At 57.8% G+C, this 25,804-nt stretch carries 20 protein-coding genes; 2 read left to right on the forward strand and 18 right to left on the reverse strand.

Annotated elements, in window-relative coordinates:
- Window positions 1-19 precede the first annotated feature (19 nt).
- From CPH57_RS11965 to CPH57_RS11975, 3 genes are all read right to left on the reverse strand, one after another.
- Entirely contained in the window at window positions 20-2,560 is a 2,541-nt protein-coding gene (locus CPH57_RS11965; protein ID WP_060660538.1) for an outer membrane usher protein, read from the reverse strand.
- Between the two features lie 56 nt (window positions 2,561-2,616).
- The gene (locus CPH57_RS11970; protein ID WP_096242372.1) at window positions 2,617-3,162 is read right to left on the reverse strand and encodes a fimbrial protein; all 546 of its coding nucleotides are present in this window, start codon (window positions 3,160-3,162) and stop codon (window positions 2,617-2,619) included.
- A gap of 84 nt (window positions 3,163-3,246) precedes the next feature.
- Window positions 3,247-3,771: a fimbrial protein gene (locus tag CPH57_RS11975; RefSeq protein WP_033643642.1), complete on the reverse strand. Its 525-nt coding sequence runs from the start codon at window positions 3,769-3,771 to the stop codon at window positions 3,247-3,249.
- A gap of 559 nt (window positions 3,772-4,330) precedes the next feature.
- Between CPH57_RS11975 and CPH57_RS24365 the strand changes: the two genes are divergently transcribed.
- Window positions 4,331-4,534, forward strand: coding sequence for a hypothetical protein (locus tag CPH57_RS24365; protein WP_129992881.1), 204 nt, complete (start codon window positions 4,331-4,333; stop codon window positions 4,532-4,534).
- An 11-nt stretch (window positions 4,535-4,545) separates the two neighbouring features.
- On the forward strand, window positions 4,546-4,809 hold the full coding sequence (locus tag CPH57_RS11980) for a FaeA/PapI family transcriptional regulator (RefSeq protein WP_096242373.1): 264 nt from the start codon (window positions 4,546-4,548) through the stop codon (window positions 4,807-4,809).
- Window positions 4,810-4,867: 58 nt separating this feature from the next.
- On the opposite strand, the gene CPH57_RS11985 is transcribed toward CPH57_RS11980, so the two are convergent.
- The 15 genes from CPH57_RS11985 to CPH57_RS12055 all read right to left on the reverse strand — a co-directional run bounded on the left by CPH57_RS11985 (window position 4,868) and on the right by CPH57_RS12055 (window position 25,780).
- The gene (locus CPH57_RS11985) at window positions 4,868-6,301 is read right to left on the reverse strand and encodes an EmmdR/YeeO family multidrug/toxin efflux MATE transporter (RefSeq protein ID WP_033643643.1); all 1,434 of its coding nucleotides are present in this window, start codon (window positions 6,299-6,301) and stop codon (window positions 4,868-4,870) included.
- Between the two features lie 114 nt (window positions 6,302-6,415).
- Window positions 6,416-6,814, reverse strand: a complete 399-nt coding sequence (gene gspS / locus CPH57_RS11990) for a type II secretion system pilot lipoprotein GspS (RefSeq protein WP_033643644.1) — start codon at window positions 6,812-6,814, stop codon at window positions 6,416-6,418.
- An 86-nt stretch (window positions 6,815-6,900) separates the two neighbouring features.
- The gene (locus CPH57_RS11995) at window positions 6,901-7,101 is read right to left on the reverse strand and encodes a hypothetical protein (protein ID WP_015378375.1); all 201 of its coding nucleotides are present in this window, start codon (window positions 7,099-7,101) and stop codon (window positions 6,901-6,903) included.
- Between the two features lie 115 nt (window positions 7,102-7,216).
- Window positions 7,217-9,352: a peptidase domain-containing ABC transporter gene (locus tag CPH57_RS12000; protein WP_004935271.1), complete on the reverse strand. Its 2,136-nt coding sequence runs from the start codon at window positions 9,350-9,352 to the stop codon at window positions 7,217-7,219.
- Window positions 9,339-10,634, reverse strand: a complete 1,296-nt coding sequence (locus tag CPH57_RS12005; protein WP_004935276.1) for an HlyD family secretion protein — start codon at window positions 10,632-10,634, stop codon at window positions 9,339-9,341. Before CPH57_RS12005 ends, CPH57_RS12000 begins: the two co-directional genes overlap by 14 nt.
- A gap of 73 nt (window positions 10,635-10,707) precedes the next feature.
- A complete protein-coding gene (locus CPH57_RS12010; RefSeq protein WP_004935280.1) occupies window positions 10,708-11,067 on the reverse strand; it encodes a hypothetical protein in 360 nt (119 codons plus the stop codon).
- A 137-nt stretch (window positions 11,068-11,204) separates the two neighbouring features.
- Entirely contained in the window at window positions 11,205-12,146 is a 942-nt protein-coding gene (locus CPH57_RS12015) for a fimbrial protein (protein WP_096242374.1), read from the reverse strand.
- A 42-nt stretch (window positions 12,147-12,188) separates the two neighbouring features.
- Window positions 12,189-14,765, reverse strand: coding sequence for a fimbria/pilus outer membrane usher protein (locus CPH57_RS12020; RefSeq protein ID WP_060660536.1), 2,577 nt, complete (start codon window positions 14,763-14,765; stop codon window positions 12,189-12,191).
- A gap of 54 nt (window positions 14,766-14,819) precedes the next feature.
- Window positions 14,820-15,503: a molecular chaperone gene (locus tag CPH57_RS12025; RefSeq protein WP_033632666.1), complete on the reverse strand. Its 684-nt coding sequence runs from the start codon at window positions 15,501-15,503 to the stop codon at window positions 14,820-14,822.
- 56 nt (window positions 15,504-15,559) lie between these two features.
- The gene (locus tag CPH57_RS12030) at window positions 15,560-16,099 is read right to left on the reverse strand and encodes a fimbrial protein (protein ID WP_004935293.1); all 540 of its coding nucleotides are present in this window, start codon (window positions 16,097-16,099) and stop codon (window positions 15,560-15,562) included.
- 639 nt (window positions 16,100-16,738) lie between these two features.
- Window positions 16,739-18,247 (reverse strand): PhoPQ-activated protein PqaA family protein, encoded by a 1,509-nt coding sequence (locus CPH57_RS12035; protein WP_033643648.1) that lies wholly within the window; start codon window positions 18,245-18,247, stop codon window positions 16,739-16,741.
- Between the two features lie 69 nt (window positions 18,248-18,316).
- A complete protein-coding gene (locus tag CPH57_RS12040; RefSeq protein WP_042784953.1) occupies window positions 18,317-18,715 on the reverse strand; it encodes a hypothetical protein in 399 nt (132 codons plus the stop codon).
- An 84-nt stretch (window positions 18,716-18,799) separates the two neighbouring features.
- The gene (locus tag CPH57_RS12045) at window positions 18,800-19,033 is read right to left on the reverse strand and encodes a hypothetical protein (protein ID WP_004935304.1); all 234 of its coding nucleotides are present in this window, start codon (window positions 19,031-19,033) and stop codon (window positions 18,800-18,802) included.
- 131 nt (window positions 19,034-19,164) lie between these two features.
- The gene (locus tag CPH57_RS12050; protein ID WP_033643650.1) at window positions 19,165-19,992 is read right to left on the reverse strand and encodes a Cof-type HAD-IIB family hydrolase; all 828 of its coding nucleotides are present in this window, start codon (window positions 19,990-19,992) and stop codon (window positions 19,165-19,167) included.
- 1 nt (window position 19,993) lies between these two features.
- Entirely contained in the window at window positions 19,994-25,780 is a 5,787-nt protein-coding gene (locus tag CPH57_RS12055) for a non-ribosomal peptide synthetase (RefSeq protein ID WP_089197201.1), read from the reverse strand.
- Between the last annotated feature and the right edge of the window lie 24 nt (window positions 25,781-25,804).

The raw sequence follows: 25,804 nt of genomic DNA on the forward strand, positions 1-25,804 counted from the left end.
CAAATTCAGGGTGATGGGTTTATTCAACCGGGGCCGATGGCGCCGCGGCGATCGGCCGACACGGCAGCAGCAGCGTACGCGTCAGCATGTCGGCCGGCAGCGTTGCGGGCAGCTGCACCTGACACTGTGCCGCGCCGCTCCAGTGCAGCGTCATGATCTCCCCGGCGTTGATGCCGCTCAGGTACACGCTGCCGCCATCGTTGACGATGCCGGTTTCTTGTTTGCGGGCGTTCAGCACCGTGGCGCCGAACGGCGGTGTACTGCCGTCCGCCAGTTTGACGATCGCCATCGCTTTTTCGCCCGCGATAACGTCAAACTGACGGTAGCCAATCGCCCCTTCGGTCAGGGTGGCCTGCACCACCGAACGGGTGGCTTCGGCGTTGTCGCCCAGTTTGTCCAGATCGATGCTGGCCTTGTTGCGGTAGTAGCTATTGACGTCCGCCACCACCGCCTTGCCGAAGCGGTTGGTGCTGACGGTGCTGCCGTAGCCGCGCACCGGCACACCGGCCACGCCGTTGGTGTCCACCAACAGGCGCGTACCGCCGATCATGCCGACGCGGTGCAACGCGCCGCCTTCCGGCGTCAGCGTCATGCCGCCCTGCGCGGACAGCCCCACGGCGCTGTAGCGCCCTTCCTGATAGCTGGCGTTGGCGCTCAGGCGCGCCGCATCGCCCTCGTGGTTGTAGTAGCCGCTCAGGTTAGCGCCGCGGCGGGCGCTGCCGGCGCTCAGTTGGTAGTTGTTGTGTTCATCGATTCGCTGGTAGTACCCCACCCGGTTCGTGGTGTCGTTGCGGTTCACCGTGCTGTTGTAGCTGAGCGTGGCGCCGTTGCCCCACGGCATCGACAGCGACAGGTACATGCCGTCATCGTTGGAATCGTTGTAACGGTTGCGATAAGCCGACAACGACAGGTTCAGGTTTTTTATTTTGCCGAGATCGAAATAGCGCGACACCGTCAGGTTGTAACGATCGTTGGACGGGCGATCCCAATAGGTCTGGTGGCTGTAGTTGAGATAGCTGCTCAGGCCCCAGTCGCGGAACTGTTTGTTGAAGGTGATGGTGTACATCTCCTTGTTGTTGCCGACCCGGCTGCCGTAATAACGCGCGTCGAGATATTCGCTCATGCTCATGAAGTCCTCTTCCGAGAAGCGATAGCCGGCAAAGGTGACCTGGCTGTCCAGTTCATCGAACGTCTTCGAATAGCTCACCCGATAAGAGCCGCCGCTGAGCGTCTCCTCCCGCTGCGGCAACCGCGCCCGCGATTGGGTGGCGTCGAACGAGAGCGCGCCGAACATCATCAGATCGCGGCCTATCCCCAGCGACAGCGCGTTATAGTCACCGCCCAGCAGTGCGCCGCCATACAGCGACCAACCGTTGCTGACGCCCCAGGAGAACTCTCCGGTGCCGAACAGCGGCCCGCGCGAATGGTGCTGCCAATCCGACGGTTTACCGGCGGCCAGCTTGAAGCGCCACGATCCGGGCCGCGTCAGGTACGGAATGCTGGCGGTGTTGACCTTGAACGCCTGTACGCTGCCGTCCTGCTCCTCGACCCGCACATCCAGTTCGCCAGTGATGGCATCGTTGATGTCCTGAATGCGAAACGGCCCCGCCGCCACCTGGGTTTCATAGATCACCCTCCCCTGCTGGCTGATCGTCACCTTGGCGTTGGTCTTGGCGATCCCGACCACCTCAGGCGCATAGCCGCGCAGGTTCGGCGGCAGCATGTTGTCGTCCGATACCAGGCTCGCGCCGGAAAAACGGAAGCTGTCGAAAATCCCCGAATCCAGATAGTCTTCACCCAGCGTCAGGCGCGAGCGCAGCGCAGAAATGGCCCGATAGGCGTAGTAACGGCTCCAGTCCAGGCGTTTGTCGGTGGATTGCCCGCTGCCGGTCTGGTGATTGATCTGCCCCTGCCAGTCGGCACGCAGACGCCAGGCGCCCAGGTTGGCGCCGGCGGTGCCGTTGCCACTGACGCTGTACCCGCGCGTGCCGCCCTGCTGCTGCTGCCGACTCTGGGCGTTGACGTTGTAATCGAACAGCAAGCCCGGGATGCCTTCATCCCAGCGCGACGGCGGATCCCAGTCGTCGGAGCTGTATTCCAGATAAGCCTGCGGGACGCTCAGATACAGCGAGCCCGTCGCCAGATCGCCACGCGACACCATGCCTTTCAGGCTGGACTCATCCAGACATTCCCCCTGATGCCACCAGGTCAGCGCTTGCAATGCCGACGGCTTCAATCCCAACTGCTCGACCAGCGCTTTGCCCACGCAGGCGCGGCTGCCGTCAGGATCGTTGTCCGGCGGATAAAAAGGGATCTTCTGTTCGGGCAACTCGCTTTTATTGAGATGGACCACCATGCCGTAACTTCCCGGCATAATGTATCCACTGCGGGAAAATTGGCTTAGGTCGATATTTTTGCGATCGTTCACGTCCAAAATGTCGGCATTAAATTGAATACCGTCTTCGGCATATACCCACGTTGATGAACTTCCCACCGCCAGCGTGATACATAACCCCAGTACCTGAAAACGAAATAGCTTCCCAGCAGGCGACAACATCATATCCCTAACCTTATATCGTATAATTCTGGCGTTGCGGCTTGCCGCAATAACAGCGCTCAGTAATAATCCAGCTTGAACCGCACGGCGGAAAAATAGTCCCCCGCACGCATCGGTTGATTATTGGCAACCAATTTAATGGAGTAATTAAGCGACATGCTGCCTGGCGTTATATCCCCCAGCGGCAACGGACGACCGGGTGCGGCGATATTCCCCATATCATCGGATATTTGCAGCGCGATGCCTTTCGCCTCCCCGTGCACGCCGAATAAGTCGCCATCGGCATCGCCATCGAAAACCACCTGAAACTGTCGCCAGTCCGGCAAATTCGGTTTCGGGCGTTCAAGCGTGCAGTTGATTAATTCGATGGTGAACGGATGCGTATTGCCTAAGCCATCACGCATGATATTTCCCGTCGGCATCACGGCCATATCGATAGTCTGCTCGCGGCTGCCGGCGGCAATAGCGCAAGCGGTATCAATAATGGCTCCTTGCATATTTACGCGTCCCCAGCCCTGAGAACCGGATGCCGCCAGCGCGGCCGGGCTCATCAGCGTAGCCGTCAATATGCAAGGAGACACTAAAGGGTGAATAAACCGGCGCATTGAACCTCCTGACACAGACCTTCCGTCTGGGAAAAAGCATGCGGGGAAGCCCCGCATGCAAAATGTCACGCCAATGGCGCAGGCTTACTGGTATGCCAGCTTGAAATCGGCAACGGCGGTGAAATCACCCGGAACGACGGTGGCGGAAGCGCCGTCACCCTGCAGGTAAGCCGCGAAGCGCAGCGTGTTGGTGCCGGTGCCCAGGTTCTGTGGGGCCGTTGCGGTGCCCAGTTTGATCGGGTTGCTGGCGGTGTCGGTGATGGCGATGCTGGCGCCGCTGGCGGTCCCGACGATGCCCAGCAGATCCTTATTGGCGGTAGAGGCTTTGCCTTCGAAGGTGGTGGTGACGGTTTTCAGCGTCGAGTTGTCGCACTGTTCCAGTTTGATATCGAACTGACGCGGCGCTGATTTACCGCCATTTTTCAACGCAACGTTGGATACCTGGCCCATATCCACGGTCTGGTCCACGGTCTCAGGAGAAATGGAGCAAGGCGCATCAATAATGGAACCGGTAAACGTCACTTTGCCATGCCCTTGGTCGGCGGCATGCGCCAGAGAAGAAACGCCAAACGCCAGAACTGCTGTCAGCATGATTTTGTTCAGTTTCATAATTCACTTATTCCTTTAATTTATGTAAAAAGCGCAGGATCGCTCCCGTTCCTTTAACGGTTATTTATACAATCCAGAATGAAAACGGTATTACCCGCAGCCAAAGCAAACCCTCACGATAATTAAATCGCGACCTTTATTTCATCATCACCCATTTTAGGTATTCAACGAAAACCACACTGATGAGAAAGAAAACAACCGAACCAGTAAATTCCCGCAAGATTTTAACTCTTGCCATGGGAATTACACTAAGATTCAACTTACCGCTTGTTTTGGCCCAAATATTGTTACAAAAATCGTTGTAATTTGAAAAGTCATTCAAAGCAAAAGTAATAAATACGAGATATAAGCCCAAAAACCACAAGACAACTATATTTTTTCGAGACAACAGATCGTAAAATTAATAACGATAGTCGATTATCTCGTAAAATATATACAACACGACATTATTGATCGCCTTTCTCCTATTTGCGGTATAATGATTTGGAAAAGAAAAGGGAGGCTTATCAATTCGGTCTGGTAAAAACCAGCACCGGGCAGTAAACCATGGAGAAAAACGATGAAGTACAGCCATTACGCACAGCAGGCTGAAAATTTGGCCACCTCATTACCGCTCCCGATCCGTGAACGCCGCTGGTTTATTGCAGTGGAAATATCGGGTTCAGGCAAGTGTTCGCTACCGGTTCAGGAAGAGTATTGCCGGGACAGGGCATTATTTTCCGGGCGACGCTTATCGTTATATCAAAATTCGGCTGAAGTTTAAGGGAGGCTGACATGATAAAACGCACGTCAAAACAACAAGAATTACAAAACCTGCAGCAGCATTTATTAACGACGCTGCACCGCCTCTGCCCTTCGGCCAACGGCACAGCACCTCCTCCTCCCGGCGAGTGGCCCACGACCCGCCAGTTGGCGGAGTCTAACGACATCACGATCTATCAGGCGCGCAATCTGCTGTTGAATCTGGCCGGCCGAGGTAAGGTGTTGGTCACACCGGGGCCGGTCAAGAAGTCATTGCGTTGGTACCCTTCCCTCTGAATAGAGCTTCTTCCTGCCGGTGCCTCTCAGGCCGCCGGCAGGCTGCGCGCAGGCGAGCTTATTCGGCGTCCGAGCGCCTGGCCCGCGGATATTTCCACAGCCAGCGCCCGCTGACCATGCGCCAGTAGAATAAGGCGCCGCGCACCGCCCAATCGAGGAACATCCCCAACCAGACGCCCACCACGCCCATGCCCAGTTCGATGCCCAACGCGTAGCCGGCCACCACGCGGCACCCCCACATGCCGAGCATCGTCACCCACATGGCGAAGCGGGCGTCGCGCGCGCCTTTCAACCCGGCGGGCAAGACCCAGGAAGCGGCCCAGATCGGCATAAAGGCGGCGTTGAGCCAGATCAGGGTTTTCACCACCGTTTTCACATCATCCTGCGAGGTATAAAACGCAGCGAACACCCCGGCCAGCGGCGCGGTGCCCCAGGCGATGGCTGTCAGCCCAAGGGTCGACAGCCAGAAAATATGGCGCAGCTGCCGCTCCGCCTGGCCGATCTCGCCTTTGCCGAGCCGCCGGCCGACGATAATGGTCGAAGCCGATCCCAACGCGTTGCCCGGCAGGTTGATCAACGAAGCGATGGAGAAAGCGATAAAGTTGCCGGCGATCACGTTGGTGCCCATGCCGGCGACAAACATCTGCGTCAACAGCTTGCCGCCGTTAAACAGTACCGACTCGACGCTGGCGGGAATGCCGATCCCCAACACTTCCCACAGGATGCTCATCTTGAGCGGCGTGAAATAGCTTTTCAACGTGATGTGCAGCGCCGGATTAAAGCCGATCGCCAGCACGTAGAGGATGGCGATGGCGCCGATATAGCGGGAAATCGTCAGCCCCAGCCCGGCGCCGACGAACCCTAGGCCATGCCAGCCCAGCATGCCGTAAATCAGGATGCTGCTGATGATGATATTGAGGATATTCATGCCGCCATTGATAAGCAGCGGGATCTTGGTGTTGCCCGCGCCGCGCAGGGCGCCGCTGCCGATCAACGCAATCGCCGCCGCCGGGTAGCTCCACACCGTGGTTTGCAGGTAAGAGAGCGCCAGCGCTTTCACCTCCGGCGAGGCCGCGCCGGCGATCACATCAATGATAGGCTCGCCCGCCAGGTGAATGCCAGCCGCCAACAGCAGCGCCACGCCGGTCATCAGCACCAGCGACTGACGCGCCGCCGCTCGCGCCCGCCGGCGATCGCGCTTGCCGAGGCTGAAAGCCACCACCACGGTGGTGCCGAGATCCACCGCGGCAAAAAAGGCGATGATCACCATGTTGAAACTGTCCGCCAGCCCCACTCCGGCCATCGCCTCTTTGCCGAGCCAGCTCACCAGAAAGGTGCTCAGCACCCCCATCAGCAGGACACAGGCGTTCTCCAGAAAGATGGGCACCGCCAGTGGCGTGATCTCGCGCCAGAACAGCACGCGGTAGCTTTTCCGTTTGGCGTACCAGCGCGTATTTTCCACGCGCTGACGCAGTGCGGCATACAGGTTCAAGATGGGCTCGATGGGTAAAAGTGAAACATCATTTCAAATGATGATCGATAAATCGTTATCCTGCAAAGAATTTTGGGGCGCCCATGAAGCGCGCCCGAAAGGCATGCCGGCGCGCTACTCCATATAATCTTCCTGATCGGCCTGCGCCGCCGCGATAAAGCGGGCGGTGCTGCGGCTGAGCGCAGCGCATTTTTCCGTCAGCAGCTGATTGTCCTGTTGCAGGGTCAGGTAACGCGCCTGGGTAAGCGCCGGCAACTGCCGATACCCTGCCGCCTGCGTGTCCCAGCCGCGGCGCTGCGCCGCGCGCATTGCGGTGCGCTGCAGCTTCACATCGTCCGGTATCTCGCTGCGTCCGCAGTCCACGCGCAGGAAGTGTCCGCCGGCCAGCATCGAAGCGATGTGATCCAGCTGCGCCTGCAGCGGCGGCGCCGGTTTATGCGCCGTCTGCTGACAACCGGCGAGCAGCAGCAATGCCAGCGCGCCGCAAAGAGACGTGCGAAACAGAGTCAACATGGGGGCTCCGGGAAAACCTGTGGGTGATGAGATGATCTTAGGTGAGCGGACGTCGGGCGGCAAGGCGAGCAGCACGCGCGGCCCGCTTAACGTCGGCCGCTGCTGACCTTGGTGGCGCGGGCGGGGTTGCCGGCGACGAATTCCAGCGTGGGGGAATAGTAAAACGGCAGCCAGGCGTTATAGCCGCTCTCCCACTCCCATTTGACCGGGCAAGGCCACAGCATGTCTTCATGCAGGATGTAATAGATCCACCGCCCGGGCGGGCGGCGCGGTTTGCGCGTTTTCATAGCGGGTTCGACGGCCTGATGGAATGCGATAGGGTCAACTGCTGCATTTTACCGCGATTTTCGCCGTGGGGACAGCCTGCATTGCCGGCTTCGCCCCGGCGCCGGCAAGCGCCCTTTATTCACCGCCGCCTGCCGGCGCGCCGCTCTCGGCCCCCAGCACCACTACCCTGTCGGCCGAGTCGATGGTCGACTTTCTGTGGGCGACGATCACGCGCGTAATATTCAGCGAAGATATCGCCCGGTTGATCGCCGACTCATTCTCAACGTCCAGATGGCTGGTCGCTTCATCCATAAACAGCACGCTCGGGCGGCGATAGAGGGCGCGCGCGATAAACAGACGTTGCTTTTGCCCGCCGGAGATGCCGTTGCCCAACTCGCCGATCAGGGTTTCGTAGCCCATCGGCATCTGCATGATTTCATCGTGGATATTGCTGTGTATCGCGCAGGCCATGATCAGCTCTTTATTGGCATTGACCTCAAACCCGCTGATGTTTTCCGCAATGGACCCGGAGAACAGCCGGTCGTCCTGCAGCACGCAGGCGATCGCGTTACGGTAGTTATTCACCCCGACTTTATGGATATCCATCGCGTCGGCCAAAACCTGGCCGGAAGTGGGGCTGAGCAAACCGCACATCACCTTCAGCAAAGTGGTCTTGCCCGCGCCGGAGGCGCCCACGACGGCCACGCTTTCGCCGGCCGCAATGCGCATGTTCAGGTCTTTGAAGATTGGCCGCGACAGCGCGTCATATTGATACGTAAGATTTTTTACCTCAATGGCAATCCCCGTGCCCGAGGGGAAAACCTGTCGCGGCGCGGACTCCGTCTCCGCATCGGTAAAGACGATGTCGGATATCCTCTCATTGTGCAGCGACAGCATGCGCAAGCCGATCGCCAGGTCGATCAGGCTCGAGGCCCGCTGAGAGAACTGGCCGCGATAGGCATTGAACGCCATGAACATGCCGAGCGTCATGGAATTGTCGATGACCATCATGGCGCCAAGCCACAGGATCGCCACCTGATCGAGCGTTGTGATAAAGGTATTGATCCCGCCGAACATCATATTGAATCGAGTGATTTTGATATTGGTATTGGCGGCGTCGACGTTCAGATTGAGCCAATAGCTGGAGCGCGTTTCCTTGATGCCCAGCGCCTTGACGGTCGAGATGCCGTACAGCGTCTCCATGAAATGCGAGTTGGCCTTGGCCGCCTTGACGATCTGCTCCTCCGAGAATTGACGGTAGGTTCTGTAAGTCATCATCCTGATGAGGATGTAGATCAGAGTGAAGCCCGCCACGACCCAGACCAGCCAGCCGCCGTAGACCATCATCATCGCGAACAGCCCGACCGTCATGATGCCGTCGATGATCCCGCTGACGATATTATTGGTAAAGGTGGTTCTGATCGCATCCAGCGAGGAAAAGCGCGATTGAATGTCCCCCAGGTGCCGTTTCTCGAAAAAATCCAGCGGCAGCTTCATCAGGTGTTCAAACAGCGTCGTCTTCCACTGAATATCGGTCAGCGTCCCGAGCACGATGGAGATCCAGGCCCTGGCGATACTGACCACCGCGCGGAACAAGGTGAAGAAGATCAGCCCCAAACAGATGACCGTCAGCAGGCTGTAGTCATGCGCCTGAATGACATGGTCGGTCACCAGTTGCGTTCCCACCGGCAGCAGCAGGTTGACCGATTCGATGACTATCGATAACGCAAAGATCTTGAGCAGCGTCCCCGGCAGGCCCTCGATGTTTTTCATCAAATCCAGCAGGCGCAAACGGGTCTTGAGGGTCTCTTTTTGAAAGGCCCTGTCGGGCCACAGCTCCAACGCGATGCCGGTAAAGTGATTCGACATCTCCTGCAGCCCGATCACTCTGCGCCCGAAGGCCGGATCGTGAATGACAAAACCGGCGCGCTGCACCTTAACCAACACCACGAAGTGATTCATATTCCAGTGCAGTATGCAGGGCGTTTTCAGCTGATTGATTTCGTCGATGTCCAAGGACAAGGCGCGCGTCTTCAGCTGGATTTGCGACGCGATTTGAGAGATCGTCCCCAGGGTCGCGCCCTGGGTGGAAATGCCGAATCGCTGCCGCAGGCTCAGCATATCCACATTAAACCCGTAATAGGAGGCGATCATGGCGAGGCACGCCAGGCCGCATTCCGATGACTCCGACTGCAAGATGCTCGGCACCCGCTTGCGCAGTGAGAATGTTAACTTCTCGTTGATCCGTTCAAAGAGATTATTGTCCTTCATCGACTCGCCCCACGACGCTGTTTTTTATGTCATACAAAGGCGCGATCGCCCACTGATAAAGCGGTTTCTTATCCAGGAAGACGATGACCCTGGCCTGCAGCCCGCTGCTGATTTCGAGATATTTGCCTTTATCGCTGAATTGCGTGTCGCTGATGGACGCCAGCACTTTGTAGTAGGCGTTCCTTTCCCTTTTATTTCCGCTGCTGTATTCCGACATTTCCTGCGGGGAGGCGGGGACCGACGAGATGGATTCTATTTTTCCCGGAAACTGACCGAATTTATCCGACGGGAAGGCTTCATAGCGAATGTTGATGCCATCGCCGATTTTCACGTAGGGCAAACTGTTATTCGGCAGCCATAAAACCAGATAATATTTGATGTTATCAATCGGTTTGATTTGCGCCAGACTGCTGCCGCTCTCGACCACCTGCCCGGCGGTCACGCTCAGCGACTCGATTTTCCCCTTGAGCGGCGCTTTGATAATGACCTGGCCGCCGGCATTGGACTCCGCCAGCTGGCGTTGTAAATCACTGCGTTGCGATTCGCTTTGCGATATCTGATTGTCGTAATCGGCGGCGCGAATCAGCAAATCGCTGCGCAACTGCGACAGTTGAATATTTTGCTGGATCTTTTGGCTGTAGAGCGCCTGATACGAGCTTTGCTGTTGTTGAAAGAGCGAGCGCTGATAATTTAACTGATCTTTGGTGATCAGGCCTTTCGTCAAATAGTGTTCGTAATTTTTCAGGCTATCGCGCATTTTATCCATCCCCTCTTTGGCGCTGAGGTTCAGTTTCTCGGTTTCTTTATAGGCGTTTTCATAGCTATTGATCTGTTTGCGCAAATTATCCAGCATGGCGGTTTTATTTTTATTCAGCTTGCTGATTATCGAATCCAGATTGCTAATCTGTTTGCTTATTTCGCTGGCCGCGATATGGCTGACATTGCCGGACGTGGTGCTTCTCGAGACATCAATCACATACAGCGGTTCGTCCTTTTCCACGACGTCACCGGCTTTATGGAATGCCTGGCTCACGTAACCGTATTGGGAGGAAAACACATTGGTGGAATGCGGGATGCTGATCACCTCGCCTTCAACATCGACCCGGCGCGTGTACTCGCAAAAATAGAGTGCGCCCGCCAGGATCAGAATAAAAGTGAAACAGGTGGCGGCAATCACATGGCTCGACGCGCCGGAAATTAACAGCGCCCTGCCGGTCCATCTTTGACGTTGATAATTGACCGCCTCCTGGCGGAAAATATTCCTGCTCTTATTATCACTCATAGGAAGAACCTGCGCTTGCCTGACCGGGAGACAGCCGCAGCGAGAACGCTGCGGCTTTGGACCGCGTATGGATTTAGCTGATGGTGCCGTTAATCAGCCCATCGAGGCCTTTTTTGGAGTATTCCAGCGTGGTGTCCCAGCCAATAACGGCTGCGGCCACGCCGCTGGCTACGCCGCCCAGGATGCCGCCGGCGACCATGCCGACGCCCTGGCCAATCGAGCCGACGCCCAGCAGGCCGCCGCCGTCGCCGCCATGCTTACCGCCGATGACGGCGCCCGCCATGCTGCCCACGGAGGCGCCCAGAGCGATGGATGAAACGGCTTCCGCGGCATTGGAGACGGCGCTGCCAATCAGCCCCGACAGTCCATTGCTCATATCCCAGGAATAAGCGCCTGACACTTCATTCATTTCGATAACAGACAGTTCTTTCATTGGTTAATCTCCATATTTAAACGGACAAACACTGCCATACATGCGTGTTGTCATTGCATTGGCATCGGCCTGCAGCGCCTGATGCCACCAATAATGTCGCGCGAACAGACGACATTATATTTTTAATAGGGGTCTCTTTAATTCTGCGTAATGGTGAATGTCATCACCGCGTCGGCCTGTCCGGGGCTAATGGCTCCCGTTTGCTTATAGCGCGCCATCAAGGGGATCCTGATCTCTTTTTCAGCCGCGGTGTGGTAATTGATCGGTCTGGAAAACGTTAATGGATTACGGTTCTCATCCAACACTTCCACGGCGACGCCCTTCGCCGCATCGGCGCCGTCGGCGATATCAATCATTCCCACGCCAGGCGAATTTCCGGCCGCCTCGAACGTGACCTGAACCGGAATATTGTCCTCCTGACATTGCAGAATCACGGAAAAATTGCGTTCGGAAGACGCCGCCGTGCTGCCGACGCCGTTAAACTCGCTGCGTTTAGGGCTGCCCAGATTTACCGTTTGATTTTTATAGTTCAAATCAACCAGGCAACTTTTCTGAATGACCTTCATGCCGGAAATACTGATATCCAAAATGGAGGTCGAATCCAGATAATATCTGGCGATAATTTTCCCGCCCATATCGCCGCCGGTTTTGATCGGGCCGGTTTTAATAAACGTCAGCCGAACATCGTTTCGATTGATCCACGGCGTCAGCAAGTTGGGCGAAATCGCCGTGTTGACGGGCACGTTCTTATTGCTCTGCCATAGGTCTGAAATCGTCACCCCCACGCCCTCGATGCCCGTTTCAAATACGCCGGGCAGCGCGCTCGGCGTCAGCGGCGACATGGAGCGATAGGCGACCGAACCGGAACAAAGAAAAGAAAACGTCGTGCCGTTAATGCTGTTCTCCGTTCGAACAGCCAACTGCTCGCCGACTTCAATGCGCGGATCCACGGCCAGCGTCAGCAACCCCATACGGGCGGTTTTCGCGTTGGTGGTACAGGTGCCGGCATAAACCGCCGTCGTGAGCGTCGCCAGCCACACCAGGGCGCCGTAACCGAATATCCTGAGAAAAACGTTCATTTTCACTCTCACTTAAAAGTCATGATGGAAATAGAGCGAGATCTATTGGCAAACGCCGTTTAGGGTTTGGAGACCCGCTGACGGCGGCTCCGCCGGCAACTGGTAACGGATGCGGCATTGGTTCTCGCCATTCCTGCCCCACTGCGCGATGATCAGGCCCTTTTCCGCCATGCCGCTCAGATAGACCACGCCGTCGCCGCCGACCAGGAACGGCTGAGTCGCCCCCTCGGCAAGACGCAGGCTGGCGCCCAGCGGCAGGGGTGCCCCCTGCGAGTCCGTCACCTTCATCAAAATCCGTCTGCCGACGTTGGCTTTGAAATTCGCCCGGCTCACCGCGCCGCGAGTCGGCGTGACCGACTGGTTCGTCAACTCGAGATCGACATCATCCGGCAAGCTGTCGACATCGAGGCGAATCGAATTGTTGCGATAAGGCGTGGCGTAAGGAACGATCGCGTAGCCGCGCCAGTCGGTTTTCACCCCGACCTGATTGCCGACCGCCACATCGCTCGCGCCGGCCGCCTGTACCAGGGCGACGGTTTCGCCGAACGGTTGACCGAAGGTCACACCGTCTTCATGGGCGATCACCCCGCCCTTCACCCCGTAGTTGACGCGCTGTTGACTGCGATCGTAGGCATAGCCCGCCGTGAGTTCGCCGTACGTCGCGCGCCAGTCGGCGTTGGCGTTGCCGCTGTTGCCCTGGCCCTGGCTGCCATACCCTTCCTGTACGCTCCAGCTGAGGTTGCCGCCGGCCAGCGCCGTGCCGTTGAGGCCCGCCGTATGGCTGGTATTGCCTTTTTTGCTGGTGTTGAGGTTGTAGGTGGCGTAGGTGTTGCTCAGCCATTTCTCTAATGGCACGCTGATGTTGAAAGCGAAGATCTGATCGCGATCGTAAATGCGCCCGCGGTTCGAATCGCCGTAAATAGCCTGTGAATTCCGGCTATAGCTGTAGTTAAAACCGTAGCTGATGCCATTCCAGCTATTGTTGTAACCCGCGCTCAGCGACTGCATATTGCGCTCGGAGCCCCAATAGTCTTCGGAGACCGCGCTGAGTGAAAGCGACCCCGCCCCTTCCCATAAATTCTGGTTCAGCGTGATTTCGCCGCGATTCTTGCGGCGGTCTATCGGGGCGTAACGGTTGCCGCTGCGATAGGTGTCCAGCACTTCCTGCAGCCCATAGTAGCCGCTGGTCGAATAGCGGTAGCCGGCGATGGCGAAGTTCGTCCCCGTCTCGACGATATTTTTGCTGTACCGCACGCGCCATGACTGACCATCGCTTTTCGGTTGATGCTCCTGCTTTGCCCACGCCTGGGTGACGTCGGCCGACAGAGCGCCGAACTCGCCCAGGTTCTTGCCCAGACCCAATGCCAGCGATTGATACGGCCCGGCGAATTGGCCGCCGCCATACAGGGTGAAACCGGCGGGCAAGCCATAAATCAGACTGGCCTGCGAGAAGATCTTTTTATCCACGCTGTGATCGTAAGTGCGGTATTGCCCCGAGGTCAGCGCATATTTCAGCCGCCCTTCGCGTTGCAGCACCGGCAGGCTGGCGAAGGGAACGGTCAGGTGCTGTTCGCTGCCGTCCGCCTCCTTGATAGTCACCTCCAAATCGCCGCTGCCGCCGGTCGGGTACATGTCCGAAATTTCAAACGCGCCCGGCGCAACGTAACTCTGGTAGATGACATAGCCGTTTTGGCGAATGACCACTTGCGCATTGCTGCGCGCGATGCCGCGCACCACCGGCGCATAACCGCGCAGGCTTTCCGGCAACATGTCGTCATCGGAAGCCAGCTGCGCGCCGCGAAACGATACGCTGTCAAACACATCGGACGGGCTGCTGCTTTCGCCGAGCGTCAGCAAGCTTTTCAGGCGGATGATATTGCGCTGGGCGTAGGTATAGACGGAGTCCCAACGATCCTCCGACGCTCGCCCGCCGCCGGCGCTGTTGTAGCTCCAGGTGGTGTAGTTCCGCACTCGCCAGGCGCCCAGGTTGAAGCCCGGCCGCAGGTTAAGGTAATAACTGCTTGCGCTCTGGGTGAATCGATCGCGCCCCTTGCTGTTGCTGCCGGTGAAGCCATAGTTCAGCAGCATCGCCGGCAGGCCTTCATCCCATTGTTCCGGCGGAACGTATCCGCGCACCTTATTTTCCAACGCCGCCTGGGGGATACTCAGCATCAGGCGTTGGCGGTTAAATTGAAATTGCGCCGAGGCCTGCGGGATCGCGGCCAAATTCGCGCAGCGATCGGCACCGGCCAAACCGGGAAACAGTTCAACTTTCACCCCAAGCCGTTTCAGATCTTCCCGCGTCAGACAAGGCTGCAGATCGGCCTTCTCGTCGCTGCCGGCCCGCCGAGCGAACGACACCTCGCGCGTTTCCAGCAGCATGTCGTTCACCCAAATATCGACCCGATACGTGCCGGGAACCTGCTGGCCATTTTCAAAAATCGACAGATCGACGTGCTGCTGACCTGAGCGCCCGGTTTCCAGCAACGCCGGATTAAAATAGTCACGAGAGAAGGCGGGATTAGCCATGTTGCCGCATACCGCCGTTGTTGCCGTGAATAAGGCTATGCGTTTCAGCCAAGCATCCCGCTTCGCTAATATACGCTTTTGAGTTATCATTCATTAGCTCCATTATTGAAATGTTTTATCCCTCTGTCTGCCTTCCCTTACAGATTAAATACCTGACTGATGTTCTTTCCCTGTGCCGCCATAATCATTAATTAATTTCCAGCTTACCGACGTTGCGCCCGCCACGGGCAATGCAAACATTTCGCTGCTCATCGGCGCGATATACGCCACCTCTTTCATTTCCCGCCCCCCGATGCGGACATAATGAAAGTTCATATAATAAGGCGTTGGGTTGGTGAGTTTTAATTCTGAACCGACACGCTGCCATTTCAGCTGCTGCGTCACTTCTTCGGGCACCTGGCGGAGCAGCGGCGCCGGCCGATAAATCAATTTAATGCGGGTCTTGACCGCTATTTGCAGCGTATTCGATTTACCCGCCTGGGTTGTTGAAGGAATGGATTTAATATTCATCCAATACAAGCTTTCTTTATCTTTCGGTAAGTCATCGCCCACTTTCACGATGCGCAGCATATTTTCCTGGTTGCCGTCCAGCCGAAATAAAGGCGGCGTAACGATAAACGCGATTTTATCCACCCCGCTTTGTTGATTCTCCAGCCAGGACTGAATCAAATACGGTTCTTTATCCGGATTCTCCACGCTGATTGACGCTTCTTTTTTTTCGCCGTTGAATATCACCCGCGTCCCGCCAATCACCACGCCGGCGTGAACCGTAGACGCAAACAATAAAATAATGAAAGCCGCTAAGGCGCCGTAGCGATTAAAACGCATAATATTATCTCCGAGGCAATACAGCCCGCTGTGAACCAGCGGGCAAGAAAATATTATCAGTTATAATTCAGCGTAAAGGTGGCGACGCTATTAGCTTTACCGGCGGTAACATCTGCCTGCGTGGAAATATAGCGGGCGGTAAAATCGAGGTTATTTTTCACGCCGCTGCCGGAAGCCAACGGATAAGCCGTCGACGCCGTGTAAAGCGGCAGAACACTGTTAGAAATATCAGACAGTTGGATACCGACGCCGGTAGCGACATCCGTTTCCTGGGTCAGCTGCAATACGTTGCTGTCGCCGTTATCGGCCGCGCCGTCGAACTTAACGGTGGCGCTTTTTACCGTATCCGGACAATCGGTGACTTCCAGCGTGAATTTTGTCGCGCTGGACGTTGATCCCTTGCCACCCGCAAATGCCGTTCGGGCCACATCACCCAAAACAACATTTAATGGATTACTCAAGTCATTCGTGACCTTGCACGCAGCATCGACAATATTCCCGGTAAAATTAACCTGACCATCTGCTGCCAGAGCAGGTAAAGCGCTTGAACACGCTGCCGCGACAAATGCCAACATAATCACTTTTTTTTCCATCATGGGTACTTCTCCTTTTGATTAGACAGACTTCAAAATATCCCCGCCACGGAGAACCCGGACAGGGAGAATAGGAGCTCCGCTCCTTTCACAGTTAATTATGCTTAGCTTTCCCCCTTTAGCAATACATAAAATCAATGTAAAGATGAGAAAAGATAATTACCCCAAATAGAATTAGCATCATTCTTAATTTTATTTTGAAAAAACCGCCAAATCGGCGTTTCTTGATTCAATCATCTGGCCGCCAGAGAATTTATTCTCGCGCTATTCGAAGGCGCTTTCGCCAGATCCTCCTCATTTCCTCCTCAGCCGGAAAATCGGGCGACATCGCCGTAAAATGAAAGCCGGGCGATAAAACTCGCCCTGAAATAAGTGACATTTATATTACGAAAGGCATCACGACGCGGCGGCAGAAAGAGGAGCAGAGGAATAGGAAAAGCATGGCGATAACGGTTTATCGAACAGGAGGGAGAATAAAGCATTCGCCGTTCGTGAAACCGGCGCGGTCATGTGACAACGAGAAAATGGCGTTACGCAGAAATATTCTGTCTGACGCCGTTCACTATTTCGAAAACAAGGCAACAATGCGCTCTGTCGCGCAGAATAACGCATTGCCGCCTTATTGTTTTTCGGCGCCGCTAATTAATCGTCATGGCGATAATCTTCTCCCAGCCCTCTGCCGGGTAGGGTTTCACACGCCAGGCCATCGCCCGCGGGAACGGCGGACGGATAGTTATCGTCAGGCGTGATAAAGACCGGCGTGGTCGCGATAAACCCATCGTTGAACACCGCCTCGATAAAGGTGGCCTCCCAGCCTTGCGCCGGGGCGGCCAGACGAAACTCGCCGCGATCGGCCTCCGCTGCGGCCAACGGCTCCGGGGTAAAGCGTACGCCGCACGAATAACGAAAATCTCGGGCCGTGCGGTTGTGCGCGCTCCAACGCCGCACGGTGGCCGGCGGTTCGGAAAAACGCAGCGTGCGCACCGCAGCATCCGCGGCGCTGCCTTGCACCTCGATCGTCGGCAACGCGATATCGCGCTGGCGGCGCTTGATCATCGCCAGTATGGCGCGTTCGGCGGCCGGCCGGCTTGCCGCGCGATCCCCGTCGGCAATCACGCGCAGCGAAGCCTCTCCCGGTGAGGCGCTGAAATAGAATCGCGTGCTGTCCGGCGGATAACGTTCGTCGCCGCTGGCGATGATGACATATTTCGCCGCCGCTGGCCGCTCTCCCGCCGTCGGCGGCGGATAAGCGGTGGGATCCGCTATTTGCATCAGTTTGTCGAACGCCGGCGTCTCTATGCGCCGATCGATGCCGAGTTGGTAATAAGGATGAAACGCCAACGGCCAACGGCCGCCATACGTACGATAGGTATGCTTCAAGACCTGCCGCGCCGCGACCCCATCCGGGAACATGGCGACGACGGCATCGATGCGCTCATCCGACAATGACGCCAGCCACGCCGCGGTTGCGCCGCTCGCCGCGCCCGCCACGATGAATTTATCTATCCCCCATCGGCTCAATTCGCGCTGCGCCAGCGTCATGGTTTGCGACAAGGCCGCCGTCATGGGGATCGCCAGCGGCATCATCAAGTACTCATCCGCATCGTCCAGGAACAATCGCCAGCCTCGGGCCTGGCTGTCCTCCCCCGCACGACGCCGCCCCTCATTTTGATATTCCAGGTACGGATAAGGCAGCCGGTTGACGACAATCACGATGGTGTGACTTTCCGCCGCCAAGGCCGCCGGCGTAGCGACGGAAAACGCCGCATTTTGCTTGCCTGGCCCGCTCGCCCCTGCGGCGGCGCAAGCGCAGTCATCGCTCATCAGCACCAACGCTTTACGGGCAAGCGCCCCGTTGGGGATATAAATATCCACATCGTGCCACCATTGCGTCGGCCGGATGGCGTCTTGCGGCGACCAGGATTGCGACATCAACCGATAATGGCGTATCGACACGTCATGGCCGTTATCCACGCCCTTTAATGAATATGACAGAGGCAATATGGCCAACTGATTGTTATAACAAGGAATAACAGTGTGCAAGGCGGGATGTTCGTCCGCAAAGCAGCGATCTTCCTCTGCCGCCATGGCCTGCCGGCCGCCGATTAAGGCCAGGCAAATCAGCGCGATGTATCCGATGCGTTTCAGCATTTTTTCCTCCCCCTTTGTCCGTGGCAAATCCCTTTTACGCCGCCTGGCGGCAGGAAACCTTCCGCGCGCCTAGAGCACCTGATGAAAGCGTATCGGATAGCCAAAGCTGTCCTTTTCGAACGCCACGTCTCTGTCGTTCTCGCCCAGCAATAGGCTGTAAACGCCGTTTTCCTCATAACGGCTCATGGCGATATACAGCACCACCTCCCGATGGTCAGCGATCGTAAACTGTTTGCGCCTGGCGTTGATTTCCAAGGTAAACGCCACCACAGGATTGTTGTTCAGAAATACCGAAGTCTGCTGCATGGAGACGATCCTGCCCTGCGCTTTCTCGGTCACCTGAAAGGGCGTGGCGTCATTGGGGGCGCGTATATCCACCTTCTTTTGGATATAGATAAAGTTAAACACCGCCAACGCCACCGCCACGAACAGATTGATGACCATGATCAAGATGATTTTATTCGCCATGAACTCTCCCTTTGCCGTTCTTCCGGCTCCCGACATGAGCGAGGTAAAAGTGCCCTTGCGGGCACTTTTCATTAAGGGCCGGGCTTATGACGATTTACGGCCAAACAGCTGCGAGAAGGCGCTAATCCCGGCATCGATGACGGCGCCAATACCCTCACCGAGTTTGGCGCCGGCGCCCGCCGCATCCGCGTGGATCCCGAATAGACCGGTACCGGCATCTACGATGGCGCCAATGCCATTGCCCAGGATTTTGCCGGCATCGGAAGCGATGCCTGCGCCGGAAACCGCCATGACTTCTGCTTCAGTCAGTTCTTTCATACTGTCTCCTTTGTATTTATCGACATGTTTAGTAATGAAAAAATGAAACCCTCACTGTTTGTTCACCTCCTTGTTATCTGCCCACGAAAGACCCTGTTGCCAATGCGTTCACCCGCGCGGCGGTGACAATGTCAGAACAGGCCGAACTCACGGCAGAGATAATCGGCGACGCCATTGCGGCTGTTGGGCAGCGCAATCGGGTTAAACGGCAGCGCGCGCTTCAATTCGCCCATGGCATTGCCCATCACCACCCCCGTTCCGGCCCAGCGCAGCATGTCCAAATCGTTCATCGCATCGCCGAAAGAGAGGCAATCGCGCATCGCTATCTGTTTGGCGCTCAGATAGTCGGCCACGCTTCTGGCCTTGGAAATATGCTTATCCATGATGTCTATCGTTTCCGCAGAGGACTTACAGATGGACAGCGTTTTTCCGAAAGCCTGACTGACCTCGTCGTAAAACCGCTCGATCAGCGCCGCTTCACCCTGCAGCAGCACTTTCAGGATCGGTTGCCGTTTCATCGCCTCCGGCTCGACATAGCGGCAAGCGACGCCCGAGGTTTTGATATAGTCGGCAAAATGCGGATTCTCTTCGGCCATCATCCATCCTTCCTGGGTGAACAACGTCACGTGGAGCGGACAGGCGAAGAGGTAATCCATCAACATCATTTGGCTGTCGCGAGGCAGGAAATAACGTTTATCCGCCACCGGCCGCCCCTCGATATTGACCATCGCGCCATTGCAGGAGACGATCGCCGGCGAGAACCCCAAGCCATCCACAATCCCGCGCGCATCCGCATCGCAACGGCCTGTCGCGATGACGATTTCCAGCCCGCGGGCATGCAGGATATTGAGCGTTTCCACCGTCAGATCAGACAGATTCCCGGCAGGATCCAGCAAGGTTCCGTCAAGATCGCTCACGATCGCCCGGTATTTTATTTTGCCGTCGATAGCAAGCCACATATCACGCCTCCTCCGCCTGGATAATCCCGTCTTCGGCGCGGATTTCGCTGTCGGGCGGAAGGTGGGCGATCGCGAGCGCAATGGCCTGAAAACGGCGTCCTACCGCAACGATGCTCTCCTGAGCTATCTCATGAGAATCATAAAACAGTGAAATGGCGAGCCGTTCCGCTTCGGGGAACAAGCACAGCACCGTCTGGTGGTTGCTGCCGCTGACGATATCCGTCACCCGGAACGTAAACGGCAAGCGCGGATCCTTCTGCGGTTGCGGCATGTTTTCAAACACAAACAGGCTGCCGAACGGCGAAGTGGGCACCCATTGTTCGTCGTAGCGGTTCAGTTCGGAAAAGGCGTACTTCTGCCTCAGCGTCTGGGAATCCGCGATATCGGCCAGCAACGCATAAATGGGCCGGCGGCGAATCGCCTGCAGGCGCAGCACCGGGCTGGCGACACACAGGCCAAACAGCGTCTGCACCTGCTCAATGTCCGCCGGGCGCTCGCTCATGGTCGTGCCGATCGCGATATCGTCACAGGCCAGCGCTTCGGCCAGCGCCAGCATCCAGGCCAGCTGCGTCAGTTGATTGACCGTGATCCCCTGGCGCCGGCAAAACGCGGTGAGGCTTGCCACCTGTTCCGCGGTGAATTCCGCGCCATATTGCCGCATGCGTCGCCCCTGCGGCGCGGCATCCGGCGCAGCGCTCAACGGCAAACGTTGGTTGACCGGCGCTCCGCGCAAATAGTCCGTCCAGAACGCCTGCGCTTCGGGATCGTCGCCGTGCGCGCGCACATAAGCGGCGAACGGCTCAAATCGGTTAATTTCCAGCGCCGGCGCGCCCCCTTCCAGCAAGGTGAGGTAGTCGTTGAACCAGTGTTCGAACAGAACGCCGAGGGACCAACCGTCGAACAAGATATGGTTAAAGGTCTGCACCAAATAGTGCTCATCGGCGTTCAACTTGATCAGGCGCCAGCGGATCAACGGCGGCGCATCCAGCTCAAACGAGGTTTCTCGTTCCCGGGCCAACAGCGCCTCCATCCTTTCTTCCAGCGAGGACGGCGGCGCATCGGTCCAATCCTCGATCGCGATCGGCGCCTGCAGCGTCTCGCAGATGAAGACGTTGGGCCGCCCACGGCGGGTTTGATCGCCAAACCCGGCGCGCAGCATTTCAAAGCGCTGCAGCGCCAGCGACCAGGCCTGGTTCAACACCTCCGGCTGCAGCGGGCCGGCCACCTCATAAACGGCCTGATCGATCTGATACTCGTGGTTAAGCCGGTTGAAATACATCAGTTCCCGCTGCGTGACCGTAGCCTCGAAAACGGCGGCGATGCGATGACGTTGCTGCCAGTGGTCCAACTCGGCGAGGCTGACGTCGGCATGGGGGAAGTCCCCCGGGCTGGCGAGGCGAACGCCCTGGCTCGCCTCGTGGCAACAGTGTTCGACCAGCGCCGACACGCTCGCCCTATAGTGCGAACCGAGCCGGGCCAGCGTCGCCTGCGGCAATAAGCCCGACATCACGATGCTCAGCCGGTCGCCGTGCACGTAGAGCACCAGATCCAGCACATTGTCGCTCGCCGGCAGCGCGCCGTTTTCCAGATCCGCCGTTTGGTCGATCAAGGCCCACAGGGCGTCGTCAGTCTGTTCGTTAAAGACGCCGAGATAGTTGAATGAAATGGCCGGCAAGCGGTGGCGCCGCAGACAGGCTATCGCTTCGTCGTCCGACGCTGAACCGTATTTCAGCGCCGAATAGCCGATGCCGTGATCCGGCATCTTTCTTAATGTGTCCTTGATGGCGCGCAGCGTGTGTTTTGGGCTCTGATGCGCGGTGATGCGCAAAGGCAGTAAGGCGGTGAACCAGCCGACAGTGTCGTCGAGCTGGATCTTATCGTCATTGATATCGCGGCCATGGTGTTCGAGCGTCAGGTAACTGTCCGCACGGCCATGCCAGGCCTGCAGCACCGGCGCCAGCGCCGCCAGCAACACCTCGCGGGTCGAGGTACGGTAGGCCTGATGACAGGTGTCCATCAACAGCGTCGTCAACGCCGCGTCGCACTCTAAGCGGCAAAACGCCGGACTCTGCGCCCCCTCGCTGAGCGTGGCGTAATCGGGTTGCCCGGCGATCATCGCCAACCAGTAAGCGCATTGGTCATGCCGGCTCGCCGCGTAGTGCCTTAACGTCTCGCCCCACTGCCGGTAGCTGGTGCCTTTCGCCGACAGCGATTCGCCCTGATGCAACCGTCGCATGTCTCTGACGATGATGCGCCAGGACACCACGTCGATGATCAGATGATGGAATGCGCAGAACATCAACGCGTAGCCGGGCGCGCTGCTGTCGAAAATGTAGACGAAGCGGCACAGCGGCCCTTCTACCGGATCAAACCCCGATTGCCATTGATGCAGAAGTTCGGCGCGGCTTTGGCGACAAAGCGCCAGGTCATAGTATCCCCATGAAGGGCCGCCGTCGGCCACCGACAGATAGCGCTGCGCGACCAGCGCGCCGGCATCGTCGGCGCTAAACCGCGCGCGCAGCATGTCATGGCGCGACGCCAGCCCGTTGACCAGATCGGCCACGCGCTCGGCGGACATCGGCGGCACCCGCACCAAAAAAGTCTGGTTGAAGAAGGCGCGATGTTGCGGCGGCTGCTCGTTGTACCAGCGCTGAATCGGCAACAATTCGAATTCGCCCTGCAGCTCGCCCTGTTCATTGAGCGGCGCAATCGCGTCCCGTTGCTGCAAGATGCGCTTGGCCAGTGCCCGCGCATTCCGGGTTTCGAACACCGCACGCGAGTTGCTGTGATAGCCCGACTTGCTCAATTCGCTGGTGAACACGATGCTTTGGATCGAATCGCCGCCCAGACGAAAGAAGTCGTCATCCACCCCAACCCGTTCAACGCCGAGGATCTCCGCCCACAGGGCGCAAATCAACGCCTCCAGCGCATTCTGCGGCGCGGCATATCGCTCGCTTTGCGCGAATTGCGGAGCGGGCAGCGCCGTGCGATCCAGCTTGCCGTTCACCGTCAGCGGTATCTCGTCGAGCGCAACATAGCTGGACGGCACCATGTAATCCGGCAGGATCCGCTCCAGCCGGGCGCGCAAATCGGCAGGATCCAGCGGCTCGCCCCGCGCCATCAGCACATAAGCGGCAAGGCGCTTGCTATCGCGATGGACGACATCCACCACGACGCATTTCTCGACGCCCTCCAGCGCATTGATCGTATTTTCTATTTCGCTGAGTTCAATTCTGAAACCGCGGATTTTCACCTGGCAATCGTTTCTGCCGAGATACTCCAGATTGCCGTCGCGCAACTCTCGCACCCGATCGCCGCTTTTATACAAGCGTCGCCCGTTCAGCGTAATGAAACGCTCTTGCGTCTGCTGCGGCTGGTTGAGATAGCCGCGCGCCAGCGCGTCTCCGCCGATATACAGCTCGCCGGCCAGCCCTGGCGGCAACGGCTGCAGCCAGCGATCCAGCACATGAAGTTCGCGCCCCGGTATGGCTCGCCCAATCGGGATGCTGCTGCGGGTTTCGTCCGCCGCGATGGCGTACATCGTGGTGAACGTGGTGCATTCCGTCGGGCCATAGCCATTGATGACCTGCTGCGGGCGGTTGGCTTGCCGCACCAGGCGCTGCATCAGCGTGGCGGTCAGCGCCTCCCCGCCCACCAGCAGACAGCGCAGCCCGGCGAACAGGTCGGGGTGACTGAGGTAAAGATGATCGAACAGGCTGCGCGTCGCCCACAGAATCGATACCTGCTGCCGACGCAGCAAGGCCTCCAGCTGCGGCACATCGCCGGCGATATCCTCCGTGTCGCGCACGACGACCAATTTGGCGCCGTTGAGCAATGCGCCCCACACCTCGAACGTCGCCGCATCGAACGCCGGGCTCGAGAGGAAGAGCAACACGTCATCGGGCGTGACAGCGATGCCGGATGCGGTCGCCAACCCGCACATCGCGTGTTGCTCGAGCATCACGCCTTTCGGGATCCCCGTCGATCCCGAGGTATAGATCACCGCGCCGAGCCGGTCGGCGCCGGTGATGGCCGGCAGATTCTGCCGCTCGTGTGGCAGGCGGTTCAGATCGCCCAGCGTGAGGACGGACACGGCGTGCGGCATCATCGCCGCCAGCGCCTCGGCGGCCGACTGCAGGCTTTCCCCGGCGATGAGCACCGGCGCGCGCGTTTCTTCGAGAATATGCCGAATGCGCGCCTGAGGATAATTGCAGGAGAGCGGCACATAGGCCGCACCGGTTTTCAGCACCGCCAGCAGCGCCACCACCATTTCCAGGCTTTTCTCGCTGTACAGCGCAATCAGCGTGTCCGCCTGAGGGGCGACCCCGGTCAGCGCTTGGTAGCGGAACGTAATTTCGCGCGCCAGGCTATTCGCCATGCCGTTCAGCTCACGGTAGCTGACATGCAGCCCCTCAAACTCCAGCGCAATCTTATCCGGATAACGCAGCGCGATCGCCTCAAACCGGGCGCTGAGGGTTTCTCTCGGCAACGCGGGGGCCGCGTCGTCATCTGGCGGCATATCGGCGGCGGGATAAAAGCCGAGGTGGCGTAAAGGCGCGTCAGGCGCGCGCATCGCCGCTTGCATCAAGCGCATGAAATGTTCCGCGCAGTCGCGCATGTCATCTTCGTCAAACATGTCCTGACGAAAACGCAGCCGGAACTGCAAGGCATCGCTGTCGGCCCGATCCTCATATTCCAGGGAAAGCGACGCGCTGGCCATATCGTGGTTGGCTTCAAACAACGGCGAAGTGGCACAATCGGCCAGCGCCAATGCCGCATCGCGCAGGTTGGTTTGGGCAAAGGAAATCGGCATCGCGCGGATCCCCAACGCCTGCACCACCTGTTGCGTGGGCAGTTGGTTAAACCGTTGGCGCGAGTGCGGCGCCGCGGCGGTAATAAACGCCAGCGCGCGTTGATAAACGGCGGCGAAGCCTTCGCCGTCACGCAGCGCGAGGGGCATCACGCTGGTGTTGACATGCCCGCCAAGCGCAAATCTTTGCCCCTTTTTTATCGACACCGGATAGCTGATATAGACCGTTTCCTGATTGCCGCTGCGCGCCATCAAGATGCCCCACAGCACCAGCAACGCCAGAAAGTCATTCATTCGCCGTATTCCCGCGCTCTGCTTCAGCGCTTTCCATTGCGCTTTGGGCACCTGGAAACGCAGCTCGGCCGCCTCATCGTTTCGCACGGCGCCGCTTTTCTCAAAGGGCACGTCTATCGCGCCCAAATTTGCCGCTTCGGCCCGCCAGTGCGCCAGCGCTCCATCGGCGGCCAGTTGTTCCACCTCGCGCTGCAGCTGCCGGTTGATGGCGGCAATCTCGGCCGCCTCGAGGCGGGTCGATAGCCGCTGTTGACCATAGTACTGGCTCACCAATGAGAAAAACTCGTCGGAAGACGCGCCGTCGATCACCAGATGATGGCCCACCAGCGCCAGGGTATAGCGCCCCGGCCCCTCGGCGAAAAGCGCCCAACGATAAAGCGGCCCGCGGTAAATGTCGAAGGGCTGGCGAATCACTTGGGTCAGCAGCGTGCGGTCCGTGTAATGCTGCAAAGGATGGATTGCGTCATTGCGACGCCAATACAGTTCGCCATTCCGTTCATGAATATGGCTGTTCAGCAGGACATGATCTTGCACCAGCGCATTCAGCGCAGCTTGTAATCTGATGGGATCCAGCGCGCCCTCAATACGCTGCAGCACCAATACGTTGTAATTACAGCCCTCTGGATGGCGGTCATATTCATCGATAAAAACTTTTGAATAGGGTGATACAGGAATCTCTTCCATGACAAACACTCCATTTAGAATACA

The organism is Serratia sp. JKS000199 (assembly GCF_900215455.1).
In the GTDB taxonomy this organism is placed as follows: domain Bacteria; phylum Pseudomonadota; class Gammaproteobacteria; order Enterobacterales; family Enterobacteriaceae; genus Serratia; species Serratia ureilytica.